At 62.9% G+C, this 20,578-nt stretch carries 19 protein-coding genes and 1 pseudogene; 11 read left to right on the top strand and 9 right to left on the bottom strand.

Annotated features, from left to right (window positions below; translation table 11 throughout):
- Positions 1 to 78: 78 nt before the first annotated feature.
- A complete protein-coding gene (locus ACWA7K_RS02375; protein WP_456165286.1) occupies positions 79 to 1,092 on the top strand; it encodes a hypothetical protein in 1,014 nt (337 codons plus the stop codon).
- Positions 1,082 to 1,885 carry an HAD family hydrolase gene (locus ACWA7K_RS02380; RefSeq protein WP_456165288.1) on the top strand — a complete coding sequence of 268 codons (804 nt, stop codon included), beginning with the start codon at positions 1,082 to 1,084 and terminating at the stop codon, positions 1,883 to 1,885. Before ACWA7K_RS02375 ends, ACWA7K_RS02380 begins: the two co-directional genes overlap by 11 nt.
- A gap of 22 nt (positions 1,886 to 1,907) precedes the next feature.
- Here ACWA7K_RS02380 and queE read toward each other — a convergent pair whose 3' ends face one another.
- From queE to ACWA7K_RS02415, 7 genes are read right to left on the bottom strand one after another with little or no spacing between them, the layout of a single operon-like run.
- The gene (queE, locus tag ACWA7K_RS02385; RefSeq protein ID WP_456165290.1) at positions 1,908 to 2,549 is read right to left on the bottom strand and encodes a 7-carboxy-7-deazaguanine synthase; all 642 of its coding nucleotides are present in this window, start codon (positions 2,547 to 2,549) and stop codon (positions 1,908 to 1,910) included.
- Between the two features lie 3 nt (positions 2,550 to 2,552).
- Positions 2,553 to 3,662: a 6-carboxytetrahydropterin synthase gene (locus ACWA7K_RS02390; protein ID WP_456165291.1), complete on the bottom strand. Its 1,110-nt coding sequence runs from the start codon at positions 3,660 to 3,662 to the stop codon at positions 2,553 to 2,555.
- Positions 3,659 to 4,363, bottom strand: coding sequence for a 7-cyano-7-deazaguanine synthase QueC (queC, locus tag ACWA7K_RS02395; protein WP_456165293.1), 705 nt, complete (start codon positions 4,361 to 4,363; stop codon positions 3,659 to 3,661). Before queC ends, ACWA7K_RS02390 begins: the two co-directional genes overlap by 4 nt.
- A 5-nt stretch (positions 4,364 to 4,368) precedes the next feature.
- The gene (dbpB, locus tag ACWA7K_RS02400; RefSeq protein WP_456165295.1) at positions 4,369 to 5,445 is read right to left on the bottom strand and encodes a DGQHR domain-containing protein DpdB; all 1,077 of its coding nucleotides are present in this window, start codon (positions 5,443 to 5,445) and stop codon (positions 4,369 to 4,371) included.
- Positions 5,442 to 6,737, bottom strand: coding sequence for a tRNA-guanine transglycosylase DpdA (dpdA, locus tag ACWA7K_RS02405; RefSeq protein WP_456165297.1), 1,296 nt, complete (start codon positions 6,735 to 6,737; stop codon positions 5,442 to 5,444). Before dpdA ends, dbpB (ACWA7K_RS02400) begins: the two co-directional genes overlap by 4 nt.
- The gene (dbpB, locus tag ACWA7K_RS02410; protein WP_456165299.1) at positions 6,734 to 7,861 is read right to left on the bottom strand and encodes a DGQHR domain-containing protein DpdB; all 1,128 of its coding nucleotides are present in this window, start codon (positions 7,859 to 7,861) and stop codon (positions 6,734 to 6,736) included. The genes dpdA and dbpB (ACWA7K_RS02410) overlap by 4 nt, the downstream gene beginning before the upstream one ends.
- On the bottom strand, positions 7,858 to 8,715 hold the full coding sequence (locus ACWA7K_RS02415; protein WP_456165301.1) for a hypothetical protein: 858 nt from the start codon (positions 8,713 to 8,715) through the stop codon (positions 7,858 to 7,860). Before ACWA7K_RS02415 ends, dbpB (ACWA7K_RS02410) begins: the two co-directional genes overlap by 4 nt.
- Before the next feature lie 1,390 nt (positions 8,716 to 10,105).
- Between ACWA7K_RS02415 and ACWA7K_RS02420 the strand changes: the two genes are divergently transcribed.
- The 9 genes and pseudogenes from ACWA7K_RS02420 to ACWA7K_RS02460 all read left to right on the top strand — a co-directional run bounded on the left by ACWA7K_RS02420 (position 10,106) and on the right by ACWA7K_RS02460 (position 18,685).
- Positions 10,106 to 10,597 carry a single-stranded DNA-binding protein gene (locus ACWA7K_RS02420; protein ID WP_456165303.1) on the top strand — a complete coding sequence of 164 codons (492 nt, stop codon included), beginning with the start codon at positions 10,106 to 10,108 and terminating at the stop codon, positions 10,595 to 10,597.
- A 76-nt stretch (positions 10,598 to 10,673) separates the two neighbouring features.
- Positions 10,674 to 11,564: a DUF932 domain-containing protein gene (locus tag ACWA7K_RS02425; protein ID WP_456165305.1), complete on the top strand. Its 891-nt coding sequence runs from the start codon at positions 10,674 to 10,676 to the stop codon at positions 11,562 to 11,564.
- Positions 11,565 to 11,882: 318 nt separating this feature from the next.
- On the top strand, positions 11,883 to 12,743 hold the full coding sequence (locus tag ACWA7K_RS02430) for a ParA family protein (RefSeq protein ID WP_456165307.1): 861 nt from the start codon (positions 11,883 to 11,885) through the stop codon (positions 12,741 to 12,743).
- On the top strand, positions 12,724 to 13,689 hold the full coding sequence (locus ACWA7K_RS02435) for a ParB/RepB/Spo0J family partition protein (protein ID WP_456165309.1): 966 nt from the start codon (positions 12,724 to 12,726) through the stop codon (positions 13,687 to 13,689). Before ACWA7K_RS02430 ends, ACWA7K_RS02435 begins: the two co-directional genes overlap by 20 nt.
- Before the next feature lie 414 nt (positions 13,690 to 14,103).
- On the top strand, positions 14,104 to 14,667 hold the full coding sequence (locus ACWA7K_RS02440) for a hypothetical protein (RefSeq protein ID WP_456165311.1): 564 nt from the start codon (positions 14,104 to 14,106) through the stop codon (positions 14,665 to 14,667).
- Positions 14,668 to 14,682: 15 nt separating this feature from the next.
- Positions 14,683 to 15,690 carry a relaxase/mobilization nuclease domain-containing protein gene (locus ACWA7K_RS02445; protein WP_456165313.1) on the top strand — a complete coding sequence of 336 codons (1,008 nt, stop codon included), beginning with the start codon at positions 14,683 to 14,685 and terminating at the stop codon, positions 15,688 to 15,690.
- A gap of 342 nt (positions 15,691 to 16,032) precedes the next feature.
- Positions 16,033 to 16,443 (top strand): annotated as a pseudogene (locus ACWA7K_RS02450) (IS66 family transposase); the annotation flags it as partial.
- 464 nt (positions 16,444 to 16,907) lie between these two features.
- Positions 16,908 to 17,831, top strand: coding sequence for a type IV toxin-antitoxin system AbiEi family antitoxin domain-containing protein (locus tag ACWA7K_RS02455; RefSeq protein ID WP_456165315.1), 924 nt, complete (start codon positions 16,908 to 16,910; stop codon positions 17,829 to 17,831).
- Positions 17,828 to 18,685 (top strand): nucleotidyl transferase AbiEii/AbiGii toxin family protein, encoded by an 858-nt coding sequence (locus tag ACWA7K_RS02460; protein WP_456165317.1) that lies wholly within the window; start codon positions 17,828 to 17,830, stop codon positions 18,683 to 18,685. Before ACWA7K_RS02455 ends, ACWA7K_RS02460 begins: the two co-directional genes overlap by 4 nt.
- 977 nt (positions 18,686 to 19,662) lie before the next feature.
- Here ACWA7K_RS02460 and ACWA7K_RS02465 read toward each other — a convergent pair.
- Both ACWA7K_RS02465 and ACWA7K_RS02470 read right to left on the bottom strand, forming a co-directional pair.
- Positions 19,663 to 19,965 carry a hypothetical protein gene (locus ACWA7K_RS02465; protein ID WP_456165319.1) on the bottom strand — a complete coding sequence of 101 codons (303 nt, stop codon included), beginning with the start codon at positions 19,963 to 19,965 and terminating at the stop codon, positions 19,663 to 19,665.
- A 283-nt stretch (positions 19,966 to 20,248) separates the two neighbouring features.
- The gene (locus ACWA7K_RS02470; RefSeq protein ID WP_456168660.1) at positions 20,249 to 20,545 is read right to left on the bottom strand and encodes a DUF3052 family protein; all 297 of its coding nucleotides are present in this window, start codon (positions 20,543 to 20,545) and stop codon (positions 20,249 to 20,251) included.
- Positions 20,546 to 20,578 lie beyond the last annotated feature (33 nt).

Below are 20,578 nucleotides of genomic sequence, written 5' to 3' on the forward strand. Positions count from 1 at the left end.
GATAACTCCGCAGTAGCAGGTCAAGGCATCATTAATTTGGTCAGGGCTCTTTGGAGCAAACTGAGAGGAAAGCAGGCTATGGCTCAAGATCTTGAAAGCTCTAACCTCGACGCGCGACTCGTGGCGTTGGAGCGCTTCTGGTTCCTGGCGGACACGCCCCTCTTTGTCGATAACGTGCTCATCAACCGTCTGTACGATTCAGTGTTCCGTCCGGAGGTGGAACTAGCCTCTCAATCAGAAACGACGACTAGCGAAGTGGCTGCCAAAGTTGCAGGAAGCGCAAAGTTGTCAGCCGAGGTGGAGGCGAAGGTGCCGCCCCTGCTCTCCCTGTTCGGCTTGGACGTGGCCAAGGCCAAGGCCGCCATCGAGGGATCGGTTTCCGGAGAGGGTTCTGGTCGTCGTACAAGCGGTGGGACGAACACCTACACTGCAGTGAAATCCAGCGAGCGCTACCTTGAGAAACTGGTTTCGCTATACGCACAAAAGTACAGCCGTCGCCTCTACTGGATTGGTGGCGACCTAGTTGTCGGTCGAAGCTTGCACGATCCCAAACAGTCGCAGTCATGGGAAGACATGGAGAACGAACTGAGCCGAGCTGGGCCCCGTCCCTTGGTTGTGCTCGACTTGGACAACGACGCGAAGCTAATACCAATGTACGGTGAGTTGACCAATGGCAGAGGGTGCGAACTGCTCCACGCCTTCCTTGCGCAGCGAGAGAAGCGAAGCGATGACGAAGAACGGCCGAAGTACCCACGGAGCAGCATGCCTGCGGAAGAGCAGGCGAGGGTGAGACGAACCTATTGGCAACATGTCCACGACCGTTTCGACTCGCAAGTGGTGCTGCGATCGATCGAGGCCGCTGCCGGCGATGAGAAATCTCGATTTGACTGGATTGACTTCAGAGCTTTGCTCGATCTAAAGAGCACGACGCTGAGCGAACCGCCTCACCTCCATCTAGTACCGAGGGGCGAGTACCCAACCGGCACCTTCGCGTACCAACTGGTCCGTAGGGCCGCTCGCTACGGCATTCGTATTGTCGGTACCCTAAAGCGTGGCCAAGACATAAACGTCCTCGCAATCTATGAGCGGTAGTCAATACGTCAACGCTCTTAACCAGGAAGCCGACCAGGCTGCCGCGGCGTCTCCCGGGTATGTCCTTGTCGTCGACGCGGACAATACTCTCTGGGACACCAATGAGGTATTCGCTCGCGCGCAATTGCGCCTGTTGGAAGGAACTGAGCAGGCCACCGGACGGATGTGTCCGGCAACGGATCGCCTCGACTTCGTTCGGTCGTACGACCAGGCGATCGCCCTCAAGCATCATCTGCATCTAAAGTACCCGCCGCAGTTGTTAGTGGCCGCCATCGGAGCAGGACTCTGCGGCACGGCCCCAGCTATCGCGGCGGAACTTGTCATCCGAGGCAGACCACTACCTCACAAGCTCTCCGAACCAAAAGTCAGTGAAGTGCTCGCGGCGTATACGCAAGCGCTGACAGACACACCAGCTCTTCTGCCCACTGTCCGCGAAGCACTCAAACTCGCGCGCTCCAGAGAAATGCCAGTCTTCGTAATGACGGAGGGCAAGCTAGAGCGCCAGCGTCGATCACTCACCGAGCATGATTTGGCTCAACTCGTGCTAAGTATTTGGGAGATGCCAAAGACCGTGGCGCAGTTCGAACGACTCCGTCAGCGATTCACACAGGCGGAAGTCGTGGTGATCGGCGACCAATTGGACCGCGACATCGTCCCAGCGCACAGTGCCGGTTGCAAGACCGTGCTCGTTCCAGGTCGATTTAGGCCTCGCTGGGACGATCAGGATGCACGGGTGGCAGACCACGTTGCGTCTACCCTCCTTGAAGCAATTGAGTGGGCAGCAACACGTTGACAGGGATCTCGGTCGATTCGCACTAGCGAATCCCAAGCATTTTATGTGTTTGGAGCGACAGTCGCCACTGAGGATGGGCCTGGCAGTACGCCACCGCCTTCGCCGTGTTGCGCGAGGCCTCCAGTCCATCCATCGGTTGAAGCAGGAAATGGTCGAACTGCAGTTCCGTCCAGGGCAAGGCGTCAGGCATCAACCCCGGCTGCGGGAACACCAGCTTGAGTTCATCTCCCCGTCGCTGCACCCACTCGGCTCCTGCCTTGGGACTGACGCACACCCAATCAATGCCTTCGGGTGCAGCAATCGTTCCATTGGTCTCCACCGCAATCCGAAACTCCCGTGCATGAAGCGCATCGATCAGTGCTCGGTCGACCTGCAGCAGCGGTTCGCCGCCGGTTGCCACGACCAGCCGATGTCGCCTATCGCCCTCAGGCCACAGCGCCGCGATCTTGTCGGCCAATCGTTCGGCCGTCTCGAACTTGCCGCCCAGGGTCCCATCGGTCCCCACGAAGTCCGTGTCGCAGAAGCGGCAGACCGCCGACGCCCGATCCGCCTCGCGCCCCGTCCATAGGTTGCAGCCCGCAAAGCGGCAGAACACTGCCGGCATGCCCATCTGCAGACCCTCGCCCTGCAGCGTGTAGAAGATCTCCTTGACCGAGTACGTCATGTCTTACACCGGTAAGGCAGGTCCCGCCAAGTCCACGCCAACCAGCGAGCCACAGCCCTCGGACTCGAAGAGGTCGACCCGGGTCAGTTGGGGCAGTTCGCGACGGGTGCGCTCATGCAACCAGCGCGCAATCGTCGTCGTGTCCCCATCAGCCAGTTCCGCGTGTTCATGCAGCGGGTGGTGATCCAGCGACTTGAAAATCGGATCGAACACCGCCTTCACGTCCCCGAAGTCCACAGTCCATCCCATGATCTGGTCCAGTGGTGCCCCCAGATGCAGTCGCAGCGTATACGTATGCCCGTGGACCCGATGCCTCGGATCATTGGCTGGTGCGTGGCGGAGTTGCACCGCGCTGTCGACGGTGAAGTCCTTCCAGATACGGTAGTTGGCGCCGTCGTATGTAGCCCCGCAAGAGGCCGTTTCGTAGACCGTTACCCACGACATCGCGGGCAGCTCCGGTTTCAATCGCCCCCACAACCAAGACGAGATCATCTCGCTGGTGGGATTGGACAGGCCCGGGATCTCGTTCAGGCATCGGTAGTTGACCTGCGCCGCGATCGGCGCCCAAAGGTCGTCCAGATGGTCATAGTCGATGCTTAGATCGGCCCCCGCCAGATCCTGGTCTGCGTGGACGATGACTTCGAAGCCATGCCCGTGCAGGCGTCCGCACTTGTGGCCCAGTGGCACATGCGGCAGGCGATGGGCCGCCTGGAACCGGTAGCGTCGCCACACATGCGCATGATCGCGGGCGTCGACCTCGACGCCCTGGTTAGGGGTGCTTTGCACGGCCACACGATCAATACCCGGGGCATCCAGCCGGCCACGAATCCACCGCGCCAGGTTCTCGTCGGTCGGTTGGGCCACCTTGTCGTTGAGCACCCCGTAGTTCAGCAGACCGGCGCAGCGATCGACCTGCCTCTGCAGAGCCGCCACCTCACCGCCGGGGTAGGTCACCCAGTCCGCCGGCACGCTGGCATAGGCGGTGGCCGTAAACCCATGACCGTGCAGGTTGCGGCATCGATGCCCGGCCGGCAGTACGTCGACCTGCCGAGCGGCCTCGAACCGGGCGCTGGCGGCATGCAGCACCGATAGCGAAAGTGGGTGGGTGCTCATGCGGCCTCTGCGGCGTTGAAGATCTCGTAGCCCTTGCGCCTCAGGTCGCAGGCCGGACACTGCCCACAGCCATAGCCCCAGGCGTTCTGAGTTGTGTGGTCACCCAGGTAGCAGGTGTGCGTTTCCGTACGGATCAACTCAACAAGCGCGGCACCGCCCAGATCCTTCGCCATGCGCCAAGTATCGGCCTTGTCCAGCCACATCAGGGGAGTCTCGACCACCATGGGCGCATCCATCCCAAGGCTCATCGCGACTTGTAGCGCCTTGAGGGTGTTGTCCCGACAGTCCGGGTAGCCAGAGTAGTCGGTCTCGCACATTCCACCCACCAGCACCGATACGCCGCGCCGGTAGGCCAACGCGGCAGCAAAGGTGAAAAACAGCAGATTGCGCCCCGGCACAAAGGTTGTCGGTAGCCCAGAAGCTGAGAACTGAATCTTGCGGTCCTGAGTAAGGGCTGTGTCGCTGACCTGACCCAGCACCGCGAGGTCCAGCAGGTGGTCCTCATCAAGCTTTTTAGCCCACTCCGGAAACATCCCGCGCAGGCGGTCGAGCACGCGTATGCGACAGTCCAGTTCGACGCGGTGGCGCTGGCCGTAGTCGAAGCCGATGGTCTCGACGTGGTCATACCGCTCCAGCGCCCAAGCCAGGCAGGTGGTGGAATCCTGCCCGCCGGAGAACAGCACCAATGCTCGTTTACTCATGAGATTCACCCGTTGGCGACGCGTCGCAGTTTGCGCAGCGACCGCTTGAGCGATCGCACAAGGTAATTGGCCAGGAGGTCGATGTCGGACGGCGTGTTCTGGATCCCGTTCCAGGCCCGCACGTCGTCCGCACCGAAGTGCCACTGCCCGCAGGTCCAGGCGGTATGTTCCTTGAGCAGTTCCAGGCCGGGCGTGAATTCGGCGGCCGTGGTTGCGCCGCTGTTCGAGTGCAGCAATTCCATGACAAAGCCCATGGCGACCAGGCCCGCGCCGTGGGTGAGGCGTGAGGTCTTGGGACTCATGCCGACCCATTCCGAGTTGAAGACGGTTTGCACCGCTTCGAAAAATTCGTTCAGCAGGCTGACCGATCGGTCCTCGAAATCACCATCCTTGATGAAGGAGCGGATCGCTCCGTCCGACGCGGAATTCATGACGATCTTTTGCATCGCCGTGTCGCTCAGCACGCCTTTGGGATTGGTGTGCTGGCGGATCGCGCCATAGAGCGAACTGCCCGGCGTGTGGTTGAGTCGATCGACCACACGCGCAGAGAACTTACGCGAGCTGAACCGATCCGGTAGACCTTCGACCGTCGGTAGCAGTTCGTAAATCAACGTCTTTGGTAGCGGGCGGGTGTTATTGATTAAGACAAACTGCTGACGAAGTTCGTTGTAGTCCTTGCAGATCAACGCGGACACGAACACCTGAAAGCCGGGTTTGCGCAACCCAGACAAAGCGGTGAGGCGCTGTTGACCGTCGACCACGAATCCGGGTTTGGTGCTGTGGGCCTCTATCACCACGTCAACCACGCCGTCGCCCACATCGCGGACCGAGGCCCCGTCTATGAAGGCGACGATGACCGCATTGGGCAGCAAGGCATCTTCGCGACCCAGATAGTCGCGAATCTCCTTGATGTGCGAGGCGATCTGGTGGCGCTGAAAACCCCGGAGTTCACCGGCATCGTCGCGGCCCACGCGTTCGATCTCGGAAAACGACAGCACCTCCTCCGGCGTGGCCGCGAAGACGAAGACGTCGTGGTTCGGTGCCTGCGAGGCACGCACAGCCTTGAAATGAAAGCGCTTCATGTGGGTCGATCTAGGATGTTCTGTACGTGACGGTGGTACACGCCGAGGTTGTGAAAGCCACGGCGCTTGTTGCGGTTGCTGGAGCGAAAAATGATGACCTCGACGCCAACCTTCCGGCAGATGTCACACGCGCACTGCTGCCAAGGTTTGTCTCGCAACGTTCGAAGGATCAACAGTCCCATCTTGGCCAAATCCTTGTCGCGCTGCTCTTGTGACTCGTCATTACCCAGGGTCAGAAAACGCTGGTAGTCCATGACGGCTTCGTAGGTCGCGTCCAGCGTTTCCAGTCCGCGGTCGTAGGCACGCAAGGCCGTGAGGGCCTTCTGCTCGCGCACCTGGAGATCTTCAGCGTGGAAGATGCCGCGCTTGATGCCTTGCATCAGACGCGGGTTCTCGATGGCTTGCGGGATGCGGATGGCCGCGTAGTAATCGAGGCCACCGTTCGGCGAAGGCAGGTAGTAATTGGCCTTCGCATCCTTGAACGCGCGGATCAAGGGCGACGTCGAATCGAAGCTCGTGATGCCGTAGTTCGTGAACTGATGGATGTGATCCGCCTTGGCGAAACCCAGCAGGTGGATGTTGGTGCTGGGCTTGATCGCGGCGCGTAGGGCTTGCAACACCTGATGAATAACATCGACTTTCAGGGGCACCAAGCCACCGATGGCAAGGTAGCGGTAGCCCATCTTCTCGAGGCGCTGAGCTGCGTCGGCCAGACTCGCAGGCGACCAACCTTGCACGGCGCCCATGGGCTCGAAGGGCAGCCCTTCGTCTTGAGAGAGTTTCAGGAACTCTCGCGCGTTGTCCAGCGTAATTTCGAAGCGCTTTTGCACCGCCTCATCCACCGCGCCGATCGGCGGGTTGGTGACATCGCAGTCGAAGATGATGTGGTCGGGCGAGACACCGTGCGTGAACTCGGCGTCGGCGTAGAACTCAACCACCTCGGCCGGTGGGTAGGCTGGAAACTCATGCTCGACATACGCGAAGGCGCCACAGTCGCCCACGAGCATCGCGTCCTTGAAGCGAGGTCCCTTGTAGCGCAAGAAAGCTCGCGCGCCGTCACGCAACAGTCGTTGCTCTTCGGCCGTGGAGTAACGGACCTTGGATGTCGCGACGCCCACTGCTTGACGCACGGCGCTCATGGCAACCAACAGTCCGTCATAGGGCGCAGGGACCATCATTTCGTGGGCGTACTGGTCATCCCAGTAGCGCTTGCGCCCAGGCGCATTGCGATCTGCCAGGAAGTCGTATTCGGGATCGACATAGTCCTGGGTGTCTGAATACAGAAACTTCATGTGCGATGGCTGCTCGCGTAGGCCCGCACGAGCGCATCTTGCAAGCGTTTGATGTCACGGGGGGTGTTCTGGATCTCGTTCCAGGCCACACCCAAGGTGTCCCAGGTTCCCTTGGTCCAACGGCAGTGGGGAGCGACACGCTCCAATTCGCGCCGGATAGTCTTGTAGTCTTCCTCGGGCTTGGTCAAACGGGCATAGATGCGATCCATCAGCACGCCCATCGCCTCGATACCTGCGGAGTGCATGAGTCTGCTTTGACGCGGATCTTTGCCCCAGGCTTCAGGAAACACGTCGCGCACTGCGGTCCAAAACGTGATGAGGATGCGATACATGCTCTCGATGTCAGCCCCTTCACGACCAGTGGCTTTGTAGGGCGACAGCGCGCCAAGTGGGTTGTTCAGACTCCCTTTGATCATGGTGATCACCGCCGTATCAGTCACCACGGCGGATGCTCCACCCTTCTCCGAGATGCGCTTGATGATCTTGTAAAACGGAGAAGCGGAATCGCGGTTCAACAGTCCGCAGATCTCGGAAGGCACCCGTCGAGCGCTGAGTTCGCGCGGCAGCAAGATGCTGCGAGTCTCGGGCAACAGTTCGTTGATCAGTCGCGTCGGGAGTGGCTTGGCCTTGTTGACGAGGATGAACTGCTCGCGTTGCAGTTCGAGGCTGTCGGAGACAAAGCCGATGACTGGCACAGGGATGGCGCGTGTACCCAACTGCGCCAGGGCCAGGGACCGCTGTTGGCCGTCGACGATCCACGCTACCCGCTGGCCTTCGCCGAAGATTGGAATGGTCAGTGTTCCGCTCTGTGCGATGCCCTGGTCGCCCGCTGGCTTGGTGCCTCGCGACGCGGCGAACTTCACCTGCGGCGACATGGCCAAAATGATCGCGTTCGGGAACAAGACATTGCCCTGGCTGAGATAGTCCACGATGCCTTTGACGTGGCTGCGGATCTCAGGCCGCTGGAAGCCCCGCAACTCATCGGTAGCCGCACGCTCAACTCGGGAGATGTCCGCGACACGGACGATGTCTGGGCCGTTGATGAAGAACGCATAGACATCTAGTCCATCGCCTTGCGTCGTGTGCAGAGCGCGCACGACGATCTCGGTGTACGACCGACTCATGACTGCGCCTCGGACAGTTCTGCTCGGACGCGATGCCATAGCTCCTTGAACCTCGACTGTTCGCACGCAACCCCAGCCTCGTCACGCAAATGGCGGAGCAGGCGACCGCCGGCGCCGCCATGGCGTTCCCATTGCGCCTTCAGCGTCATGACGATCTCGTCATCAGTCTGGCGTTGACGTTGGGGATGCGTCCGAGCAGGGAGTGCATCCATGGATTGAACAACGTTGCGAACTGCGCTTGTGATGCTAAGCCCGTGTCCTTCGAGAGCTTCTACGAAGTGACGCATCGCGCGTTGCGGGAAGTCCGACTTGGTCCCTGCGTACGGTGTGCCTTCCAGTCGGTCGTCGTAAGGCAAGACCTGAGCACGAACTCGTTCGGCCAAGAGCGCGGTACCACTGGGTGATGTGAACAGTCGGACCCGGCGCAGACCTGGTTGCGGCAAGGCTTCGAGTTCTTCACCAACCATCTCCAAATAGGTCGAAGGCAGTGCCACCAACATCATCGCGTTCGGTTGCACATCGAGAAGGTGCTTGAGGGGACGCGCGCGGCCGCGGGCTTCGTTCAGTTCCCGCCACCAATCGGCGGTGTTTAGGCCGTTTGCCCGAAGGTAGGGACGAATTGAGTTGTCGCCTGCGCTGATGGTCAGGTCGTAAGCTGGGATGACCGCGTCAGACCAAACGAATCCAAGCCCAGCGGACACAATGCCCAACCGAGCAGAAAGATGCCTCGAGACGTGTACAGCTTCTTGGAAGGCTCTTCCTCCGTAGTAGTCCCCTGCGCGAGGAACCAACACTTCATGGCGATTGACGCCCACAGTCCAGTTCGCCGCGACCGCGGGCAGGGAACCCCGCACGATCGCGCTATCGAGGCTCTTCTGAGCATAGCCTCCGCGCTTTCGACCGGAGCAATTGGTGACGACAACGAAATTAGTGCACGTCATGACGCCAAAAACTTACAAAACAACTGCAGGTTCGTGAGATTGTATGGCCAAAAAACTGCCAGAACAGGGGCGTCGACGGTCTGACGCGAATGTGTAGGTGAAGGAGCCTCCAGCCCCCTCTCGGCGCCCAGCACTTGACCGTAGGCGGGCTGGGTCGACGAGCGATCTTCAAGACCTTGAGTCAATGGTTGAAGCAGCACGGATTCATCCCGCGCGACGAGCAACTCGTCGACCCAGCATCGTGCGGGCGCCGATCACGCCGGCCAAGCCCGACGACGGTCAGTAACTGCGTGAAGTGCTGCAGGTGGCCGACCCCGGAGATCGACTGCTCGGTGACTGGGGACTACGACAGCCCGTTGGCTCAAGAGCGGCTGCGCTTACGCCGGAGCCACCTTCATGGAACGGGTTTCACGGAGCGCCCGCAGGCAGCACCCGCTGCACAACTGACTTAAAGGCGAGTTTTCGATACAGCCGCAGCCTGGGTGTGCAAGGAACACAGCATGACGACTTGCCTCACCTGCCGCCGTCTCGGGCGTGTCCCTGCTGCGCAGGGCCGGGCCATTGCGCTGCGCGTCAAGCCTCCGGCCAATGGCCTGGGGCTTGCCCCTTTCGGGCTGCCGTCCCTCACGCAATACGACCAGGCCGGCTGTGCCGGCTGAACTGGGATGCGGCCCGTGCCCGTGCCTGGTGAACGCGGGCCGAAGCAGCCATGGCGCCTGCGCGGCTGCGCCGCCCAGGGCGGCCCGCTGACCGAACAGCCGGTCGGCCCGTTGGGCGGACCACCCGGCAGATCGGCCTCCCCAGGCACCCGCCACGCCCGGTGCCGGGCCGCAGGAAGGACTACCCCAACAGCCCAAACAGCCCAAACATCCAGCTTGGCTCACCCCGTCTCGCCCGCCGCGCCAGTCGTCCGCTGACGCTCCCTTGGTGTCACGTCGGCCGCAGAGCCGCCGGGGTTCGGGTCATCGCGGTCGGCTCCCCGTGTCCCAGGCCACGCTGCGCCGCCCGATGCTCGAGGCAGCCCTGCGCCAGACCGGCCCACCGCGCTCCCCCCACCAGCCCCCGTCCTTTGGGCGAGGGGGACTTGTGGGGGATCTTTCAGCGGTGGGCCAGGAGACTGGCGCACCGCACCGGTTGCTGGGATCCAACACCACCCATCCCCCACCCCTTCCCTTGAGGGAAGGGGCCCTGCCCACCCCCCGCCCGCCCGTGGGCGGGTGCGAGGAAGGTCCAAGCGAGAGGATCGGTTTTCAGGGACACCCGGATCGGGGCCCGGCCGATGCGCTCATCCTTGGAGACCGTCATGGCCCACGTCCACGTCACCCAGCGCCACGCCCACCTGGCCGGCGCCGTCAAGCTCGACACCGTCAACGGCCGCGAAGGGCCGATCGCCCGCGCGGTGCTCACCGCCATCAGCAACACCCGCCGCGGATCCGGCGACCAGCGCCACGAGGACGCCACCGCGATCCAGTGGACCCTGTGGGGCGCCCAGGCCGAGAACGCCGCGCGTTACCTGGGCAAGGGCTCGCACGTGAACATCGTCGGCCGGGTCCGCAACCACCGCTACGAGAAGGACGGCGAGACGGTCCACACGCTGACCTTCACGGCCGACGAGATCGACTACCTCGACAGCCGCGCCGAGTCCGAGGCCCGCCGCGAACGCGACGGCCAGCCGGAGCCGGACGAGGAGGTCGAAGCCCGCACGCCGGCCACCGCCGCCAGCGCGCACCAAGGCCGCACCCGCCCGAGCCACAAGCCGCGCAGCGACCGCCAGACCCGCCCCGCCGCAGCCTGAACCGGCACGACCCGTCCCGACACGACCGGGTCGGCCTGGCTGGCCCGGTTCCTTCCCGCACCCGCAGGAGATGACCATGCACCCGTTCACCCCGTCCGCTTCGACGCCGTCGACCCGCCCGCAGCTCGCCACCCGCTTCGCCCGCAACACGCGGGTCCACCGCAGCGACACGCCACTCGACGACGAGCAGATGCGCCTGACCGCGCCGTCCATCTTTGCCGAGGGCAAGCACGCGAGCCGCTCGGAGCGCTACACCTACATCCCGACCATCGAGGTCCTGCGCGGCTTGAAGCGCGAAGGCTTCGAGCCCTACATGGTCGCGCAGAGCCAGAGCCGCATCGAGGGCAAGACCGCGTACACCAAGCACCTGATCCGCATGCGCCACGCCGGGCAGGTTCAGGCCCGGGGCCGCGACAGCGAGGCCAACGAGATCATCCTGATCAACAGCCACGACGGCGCCAGCGCCTACCAGATGCTGGCCGGGGTCTTCCGTTTCGTGTGCTGCAACGGCCTCGTGGTCGGGCAGGTCGCGCGCGACATCCGGATCCCGCACAAGGGCCACATCGAGCACGAGGTCATCGAGGGCGCCTACCGCGTGCTGGAGGACTTCGCCGCCGTCAACGAGTCGACCGCGCAGATGAAGGCCATCCGCATGGAGGAGCCGGAAGAACGCGCCTTCGCGACGGCCGCCCTGGCCCTGCGATTCGGCGAGACCGTCGACGGCCAGCACCCCGCGCCGGTCAGCGTCGACCAGTTCATGATGCCGCGCCGCTTCGAGGACATCGGCCCGAGCCTGTGGCACACCTTCCAGCGGGTCCAGGAGAACGCCCTGCGGGGCGGCCTGCCCGGCCGCAGCGCCCAGGGCCGCCGCATCGAGACCCGCCCGGTCGGCAGCATCGACCGCAGCGTGAGCCTCAACCGCGCCCTGTGGATCCTGGCCGAGGAGATGCGCAAGCTCAAGGCCTGATCCCGGACCGATCGGGGCGGCACAACCGCCCCGGTGATGGATCTGCACCCGGATTCATCGCCCCCAAGCCCGCGCGCTGGCGCCATCGTGGAGCCCGCGCGCGTTCGTCGTGTCGGACGCAGGGCGGAGGACTCAAAAACGGCTCGCCGTCCGCGTGGCGGCCGGCTCGCGAGGCCCGTCGCCGATCCATCGAGGACCGGGCACCGGGCAGCCTCCGTGCCCTGCAATCACCGCACGATGCACACGCGCCAGCGCCGGTGCCAAGGCCCTTGGAACGCCTGTCGGCCCGGCTCCATCCCCTGCAGCTGGAGTTCTCCCATGAAGACCCTGGTCCTGTGCAACCAGAAGGGCGGTGTCGGCAAGTCTGCCGTCGCGACCCTGCTCGCCCACCACCTGGCCCACCGTGGCCGACGAGTCCTCGCGATCGACCTCGATCACCAGGGCAACCTCACCCAGCCCCTGCTGCGCAGTGGCCGAGCGGCGTCCGCGCCGGTCACGGCCGACGTGCTACTGACCGGGCCGACCCCGGCCTTGCCGGACCGTCCCTTCGTGGTCGTGCCCGCCGATCGGGCGCTGCTGGACCTCGAGCGTCTGCCGGAACGCCACACGCCCTTCGCGCGGCAGTTCCGCAGCTTCCTGGCGGCCGCCGATCCGGCCTTCGATGTCTGCGTGATCGACACCAACCCCAACCCCGACATCCGCGTGATCTCGGCACTGGTGTCGGCCGACTTCGTGCTCTCGCCGATGCAGCTCAACCAGGAGGCGCTCGATGGCGTGCAGGGCCTGCTCAACCACGACCGGGTCGGCCTGCGCAAGATCAAGGCGGTGCTCAACCCGAAGCTCAGCCTGATCGGCCTGCTGCCCACGCTGGTCGAGCCCACGCCGTTCCAGAAGTCGAACTTCCAGCAGGTGGTCATGCGCTTCCACCCGCTGATGATCCGCATCGGCGACCGACCGGGCGAGTACGCCGCCATCCCGAAGCGCACCTGCATCGCCGAGGCCCAGGCCGCCGGCGAGGTGCTGTGGGAGATGAAGAAGACCGCCGCACGCGATGCATGGCGCGAGATCGAGCCCGGCCTGACCCGCATCGCCGACACCGTGCTGGGTCTGGCGCAGCCGATCGCCACCACGACGACCACCACGACCCAGGAGGCTCGCCATGACGCTGCATCTGGCTGACCTGGCGGCACTGGACGCGCCAGCCCCCCACACCAGCGGCACGCCGCTGATGGTGGACCTCGACGCCATCGACGAGGACCCGGAGCAGCCGCGCCGCGAGTTCGACGAGGGCTCGCTGCAGGAACTCGCCGAGACCATCCGCGCGCGCGGCGTGCGCCAGCCGGTGTCGGTGCGGCCGAGCACGAACCCGCCGGGCCGCTGGGTGCTGAACTTCGGCGCCCGGCGGCTGAGAGCGGCGCGGCTCGCGGGACTGCTGCAGATCCCGGTCTTCGTCGACACCACGGCCGATCGCTACGACCAGGTCATCGAGAACGAGCAGCGAGAAGGGCTGCGACCGCTCGAGCTGGCGATGTTCGTGCAGAGGCGGCTGCAGCTCGGCGAGAGCCAGGCCGAGATCGCGCGGCAGCTGGGCAAGAGCCGGCAGTGGGTTGCCCTGGTGACGGCCATGATCGGCCCACCGGACTGGTTGCTGCAGGCCTATCGCGAGGGTCGGTGTCGTGGCTTGCTGGAGCTCCACGAACTGCGCAAGCTTCACGAGGCTCATCCGCAGCAGGTCGAGGCCTGGCAGGCAGGACAGTCCGAGATCTCTCGCCGACGCATCGACGAGCTTCGGGCCAGTCTGGCTGGGCCTCGAAAGGCAGGGCTCGACGTCGTGCAGGACAACGAGTTGAAGACGACGACGGCGGCCACGGCGGAAAGCCCCGCACAGCCGGCGATGGCCGGGACGTCGAGTTCGGTCGCGGTCCGGTCCGCGTCGGTGCCGGAGATTCGGCCTGTTCCCGTGCCCAGCAAGCTGATCGTCGAGTGGGCAGGGGAGCGCTTCGAACTGGTGGTCGACCAGCGTCCCATCGAACCGGGGCATGTGTACGTGAGGCCGCGTGGCGGTCAGGAGCCGGTCCTGGTGCTGGTAGGCGGCTTGACGCTGCTGGGGTTCATGGCCGAATGAAGCGGAAACACAGCGACGTTCGGGGCGCTCGCGTGGCGCCCCTTTTCATGGGCGAAGCGATCGTGTTGTCAAACGGTTTGACAACTGCGCCTCAAGCGATCGGCCCGGTGGCGTCAGCGGTTCCGCTCTCGTGCCTCAGTTGTGCCGCTCTTGTGCCGTTCCTGTGCCGTTCCTGTGCCGCTTGTGTTCCGGATTCGTTCCGGTCGCGTGCCGGTTGTGTGCCGGACGTGTTCCGCATCGGCAGGGCCTCTCCCCGATTCGGCCCGTTCCCATCGATGAATCTGGCCTCGAAGTCATCGCCCACAAGGCTTCGATTCGAGATCAGACTGAAGGCGTGGGTGAGTGCAGAGATAGGCGCAGTGGCGCCAGTTGTCGGACAGGGTCCGACCTGCTCTCCGAGTTCAGGAGTCCGACATGTCCCCAACTTCGCGTGACCGGATCAGCGTCGACCTGCAGGGCCTGAAGGCCGCGCTCGTGGCGCGTGCCGACGAGATCGGCGTGTCGCCGTCGGACGTCGTGCGTCGTGTGCTGGCCGATGCGCTGGCCGCCCAGCCGATGAGCCGCCGATCCGACCTCCCCCGTGGCTCGCGGCGATCGCGCGGCACCGTCCAGCGGGTGTCGCTGCGCATGCGGCAGGTCCACGTGATGGCCTTGAACGAGGCGGCCCGCCGCGCGGGCCTGAGCCTGGGCGACTTCGTGGCCGGCCTGCTCGAGGGCGTGGCGGTGCTGGGCGGCGACGGCGACCGGCTGGGGAGCCTCGCGGCGCTCATCGCCTCGAACGCTGAGATGTCCAGCCTCGGCCGTGACCTGCGCCACCTGGCGAGCCTGCTGTCGCGCGGCGAAAGCCAGGCGGCGCGGTTCTATCGGGAACGTCTCGACACGCTGGCCGACGAGGTGCGTGCCCACCTGCGCGTGTCCTCCCGGGCCCTGTCAGATCTTCAGCCGAGACGTGCAGCGCAAGTCGACGCCCGCCCGTGACTTCAGGAGATGGCCATGACATCGGCTTCGAACATCGACGGCCTGATCGTGCTGTGGGGTGACCGGCTGTTCTACCCCGGCAACCGGATCACGCGGAACTCCACTCCGAAGCTTTCGGCCGAGGCGACAAGGCAGCGGGCCCGGGAGATCCGCGCCCGCATCGCGGCCACCGTGATCCGACGCGCGCCGCAGGTGATGGTGAAGGTGACCGGAGGAGGGCGCGGCATGCGGGCGATCGCGGCGCACTTCCGCTACATCAGCAAGAACGGCCGGCTCGACATCGAGGACGATCTAGGGGATGTGCTGCACGGCAAGGACGCCTTGCATGACCTGGTCGACGACTGGCGCTACAGTGGGTCCTTCATCCCGGACGACGTGCAGCCGGGACATCGGCGTGAAGCCTTCAACATCATGTTGTCGATGCCGCGAGGCACGGATCCGCTGGCCGTGCAGCGCGCGGCAAGGGCCTTTGCGAGGGCCGAGCTGGCCGATCACAAGTACGTGATGGTGCTGCACGACCACCAAGCCAATCCTCATGTGCATCTGAGCGTCAGGGCGGAGTCCAGGCACGGCCGGCGACTGAATCCGCGCAAGGCGGATCTCGCACGGTGGCGGGAGACCTTCGCGGAGAAGCTGCGCGAGCTGGGCATCGACGCCGAGGCGAGCCGGCGATTGGCCAGGGACAGCACCCGCGAGTCCGCTGCGTTGTGGCGTATCAAGGCGCTCGAGGAAGGGCGACTCAGGGGCACACGGAGACGCGACGGAACGGGAACAGTCGATCCGAGAACGTCGTCGAGAACCCACGAGGCCTGGTTGCGAATAGCCGCAGCTCTGTCGAGATCAGACGACCCAGCAGACCGCTCGCTGGCGTCGGCAATCCGAGATCGCGCCATCGGCGACCGATCGAGGAGTGGCGTCGGGTTCGCGGCGGAGCCGGGTCCTCGTCGACTGTCTGGGCCCGGTATCTCCTCGTCCCAGACTGTGAATGCTTCGATAGCGCCGCAACCGGATCGTCGTTTTTAGCTTGCAAGAAGGACCTTGGTACCGGGGCTTGGGCAGCTATGCAGCGAGTGCAGTCTCTCGCTCTTTCACAAATGCAACTCCCGAAAGCTGCCGTTCAACGTGCGAGTTCAGCGGACGGGGAAGCCGTCCGCTGCAGTGAAAGGCTGGGCATCACCGGCCATGAATTCGCGACATGTCAACGTGCCTTCTCTTCCTGCTTTTTCTTCGCTAGGCCGGAACCCGTGGCGCGGCACCTCGAGCTATGTGTTGATGAGGACACGGCACGAGCGAGAGATCGAGAACCTGAGCTCAGGCGTGAATGCGGACAAGCAACGCGAGTCTCAGCGCGTGCTCGCGGCGTTCCACCGCTGGCTGCTGGCAAGGCGCAAGCTCGTGCCGCCAGGCTCAGGCCCTCGACTACAGCCTCAAGCGCTGGCCAGCGTTGACGCACTTCGTCAATGACGGCGACTTGCCGATCTCCAACCACTGGGTAGAGAACCAGATCCGACCAATCGCGCTTGGCAGATCGAGTTGGTTGTTCGCCGGGAACTGCGGGCCGGGCAGCGGGCTGCGGCCATCATGAGATTGGTGCATTCGGCGCGGATCAACGGGCATGAGCCCTACGTGTACCTCGAAGAGGTCTTGGATCGGTTGCTAACACTGGCGGCGAGTCGAATCGCTGGGCACTTGCTCGCTGAACTACTCGGTCGCCACAGCGATCACCGGCAAGGTGACTTCACCGTGCTCTTTCCGGCGAGGTCTGCTAGCGGCTGATAGATGTGTCATTCATCGCACAGACAAGTTGTGTCCGCGCGCATTGAGAGATCTGTAAGACGTCTATACAATGCGTCCTTAGGACGCATTGTATAGACGTTAAGATGACCTGTCAAGTAGCGAGTCCCCTGGTGGAGCAGCCAGCTTCAGCTTACCATCTTGACAAGTTGCATGAAAATAACTACGATGCGTCCTTAGGACGCATCGTAGTTATGCTTCTTAGTACCACTTGGTGACACTGCCAGCTCACCAACCGACGCAGCTCGTCTTCATACGAGGGAGTGCCGAAAGGAGCACACTTCTTGGGGAGAAAACTTTGAGGCATTGTAGATAATTAGCGGTAGACTACGTCCTAAGGACGTAGTCTACCGCTATCTAAGCAATATGATATCGCTTTCAGCGATTTCCCTTACTTGAAAAGTCTTATTAAACCATCTACCATGCGTCCTAAGGACGCATGGTAGATGGTTGAAAAACGACAAATTTCGATCCCAACAGCTTTGACGCAGGTGCTAGGGCAGCGCGGAGCTTTGGTAGTGACTCGCTATGAGCTTGCCCATCTGGCCTGGGGCATCTACAAGCAGTCTAGTCACGATGGCACGCCATTGCGCAACCATAAGACGCAACTCGACCGCGCAGCATTCAGCCGAATCGAGGCCAAGCTGGTTGCGAACGGGGTGCTGCGGCCCATTCCTGGCGTTCCTGAAAACGCGGCATACGTACTTGTGGGGGCCAACATCTCAGACGCCCGAGTACTTGCCTGCGCAATTGATCCTTTCTGCTACGTGTCGCATCTGAGTGCCATGGAGTTCCATGGCATCACAGACCGGATGCCTGAGCAACTCTATATCTCAACGCCTGCAACAGCAAAGTGGAGGTCCTTCGCTCAAGATCGGATGCAGCGCGACCTTGGAGAGGACTACGCCGATTACACCCACGCCGGATTGCCGGCAGTGCAGCGAAACACGTTCACCAAGCTGAACAACCGACCGGTGCATCTCTTCAAGAGTTTGCATCTCGGCGCCTATCGCAGCTTCAAAGAACAGCATCTCCGCGTTGCCACCCTTGGTAGAACTTTCCTCGACATGCTGCGCGAGCCTTCTTTGTGCGGAGGTCTCAGCCATGTGCTCGCGGTGTTCAAGGAGCATGCTGCCGTAAATCGCAGACTGATTCTGGACGAACTCGATCAGCATGGCGCAGCCATTGACAAAGTGCGTGCTGGGTGGGTGCTGGAGCAAGTAGCCGGTCTAACAGACTCGCGAATCGATGCCTGGGCCGCCCTTGCGCAACGCGGAGGCTCGCGCAAGCTAGATGCCAGCGCTGATTACAGTTCCTCGTTCTCAGAGCGGTGGGCGCTTTCGATCAACACACCCGTACCAACAGAATGAACATCGACTTAGAGGCTTGGGTGGATGCTGAAACCGATCCCCAACGCCGAGAGTTCCGGCAAGCAGTACGACTCATCCTGCGCGCAGTGGCGAACTCGAATGATCTTGCCCCACTGATGGTAATGAAAGGCGGCATCCTGCTAGCAATTCGCTACAAGAGCGACAGGTTTACCAAAGATGTCGACTTCTCTACGCAGCGACGGCTTCAAGAGGTGCATCTGCCAGCACTAATCGCTGAAATTGAAGCTGCACTAGGCCCCGTCAGTTCAGACAATGAATACGGCTTGGCCATCGGACTGCAGTCGCACGCAATCAATCCGAAGAATCGTCCAGACAGCGATTTTCCGACACTTCAACTGAAGATTGGCTACGCGAATAGAGCATCACACAACGAAATGCAGAGATTCGTCAACAAGCAGTCAGCGAAGACCATCCAGATCGACTACAGTTTTAACGAGTGGGCATCCGAAGTTGAGCACAACGACGTCGACGGTGGCGCGCTGACGATGTACGCCTATCACGATCTGATCGCCGAGAAGTTGCGATCAGTTCTGCAGCAGCCAATCCGTAACCGCTCACGATTTCAGGACATCTATGATCTGTGCCTCCTGTTGGAATGCACCTCATTAGACGATGGCGATAGGCAAACCGTCCTAGAAAAGTTGCGCTCTGCTTCTGCGGATCGACAGGTGCCCATGAACTCTTCGGCCATGCGAAACCCAGACGTCAAAGTCCTTTCTGCCAAGGACTACCCCTCTGTGGCCGCACTCATAGCGACAAAGCCGCCGGAGTTTGAAGTCGCATACAGCACTGTTCAAGCCTTCTTTGAGAGCTTGCCTTGGCCGAGCGAGTGAACTGGCCAAAGGCCTCGCGGGCACGGCAAACAGTTCTACTAATAGAGCCCCGCGCTCACGGACATCGTGCGACCAAAGGTCAAGGGCAGGATTCCGGTGGTGATGTCACTTGAGGAGGTGCCGCAACGCTCGCTCATCGCCCGCTCTGACAAAGGCGGCAAGGATTGCGTCGTGATGCTTCCGCCGTCTTTCACGGTGCCAGCGGCGCCGTGCGAAGCCCATTAGACTCGCTACCCACGCTGAGGGGTCGCAAAGCAGTCGTTGGTGAGAGGCAGCAACCAGTCTCAAGCGGGCAATCACCTCCGAAACAGATCACCCCCATGCGACGGACCTGAACTCATGGCGATGCAGTCTGGTTCAGGCTGAAACGCACGGAGGGACTTGCATGGATGTCCACGGATTCGGCAGCAGCCCAGTCTGGTCGTCCACGCCCTGCTCGATGGACGCGTACCTTATGTGTTGCCATCAACAGACGGAAGTTGAACCTTCTCGGCTGACTTCGATGATGAACGCGCTCAGGCTGGATAGCCCTCGAACATCGGGGCCAAGACTGGGGCCATGGAAGAAATCTCGATCGACAGAAGTGGCGCCAATGCTGGCTCTCCGACGGTCTGGAAAGTCATGATCGACTGATGCACTTGCGGGACGTACTCGGGCGTCCCCTCTGGCTGCTTCGGGAACCCCAGTTCGTTGATTCGACTGGGGTTTTTGTCTTTGAGGGTTTCAGGCACTTCGTTGACATCCAACTCGTATAGGGCCAGATTCAGGGCCTCCGTGGGGCCATGGTTTCGGCCAAGTCACCGTCATGTGGCCGCACGGAACATGAGGAACGGACGCGACCCGGCTGCGCGAACACGGCTTCGGTCGTGATGTCGTCGAGCCGCTGCTGGCACACAGCGAACGCAGCGCGACCGTTGCCGCCGACCGATTCAGAGCACCGTCAGTTTGCGGTCGGCGCCTGCACGCTTGGCATTCACTCAGTGCTGGAAGATCGCGATGCCCGTGGACCAGACGGCAAAGACGCCGCCGGCCAGCAGGTTGGCCTTGGCGTCCGGCAGGCCCAGGCTGCCGGGCCGGCACAGTTGCTGGACCACCAGACCGACCAGGAAGCCGGGCAGGCTGCCCAGCAGCGTGCCCTGAGAAAACGGGTCAGGCCCGGACAGGCCCAGGACCCCGGATACCCCGAGCACCCCGCCGATGCCGTGGAACAGCATCATCGTGAGCCAGACCTCTCGGACAGGCGCCAAGTCCTCCCATGAGTAGCCGGGGATACCGTCCATGTGCGTCTCCTGGAGGGCCTGGAGGGCGAGTGTTGACACGATACGCCGGCTGGCACGACGATGACCGCGCGGCGCGAAGGTGCTCCTGCGTGGGGCGATGATGACCGGAAGCGAGGGTCCGGCCAAGTGCCCGACGCAGGATTGGCCGACCACCGCCACCCACATGATCATGCAGCCCGCACCTTGGCTCCGCCGCGGTGACGCCCGGCGGCGCGCTTGTGCGGGAGGCGCCCATCGGCGGCAACGGCATCTGGGTCGGCTCCCCGACATCTCGGGCTGTGTGTCATGTCGGGGTCCGTGATCGCAGTTCCCGGCGGACCACGAGCTTCAAGCCGGACCACACCTCGCTGACGGCGCAGACCTTGACGTCGACAAAGCCGAGCGGCAAGGCCAGTTCGCGGATCGTGTCTTCGGTGACGGTCGTCGGCACCTTCGAGGTCTTCTTCGGCCAGGACACCCAAACCGCGGCCGCCGGATTCAGCCGGGTTCGCAGCGACGCCAGTTGGCGCGCCAGTTCGTCTCGGTCCGTGACGAAGAGGTGCACGACGGTCGTCGTGCTCGACACCGACGCCTGTCTCACCAGAACGGCCGGCAGTGTTGACAATCACCTCGA

This window comes from Leptothrix mechoopdaensis (SeqCode), from assembly GCF_053893855.1.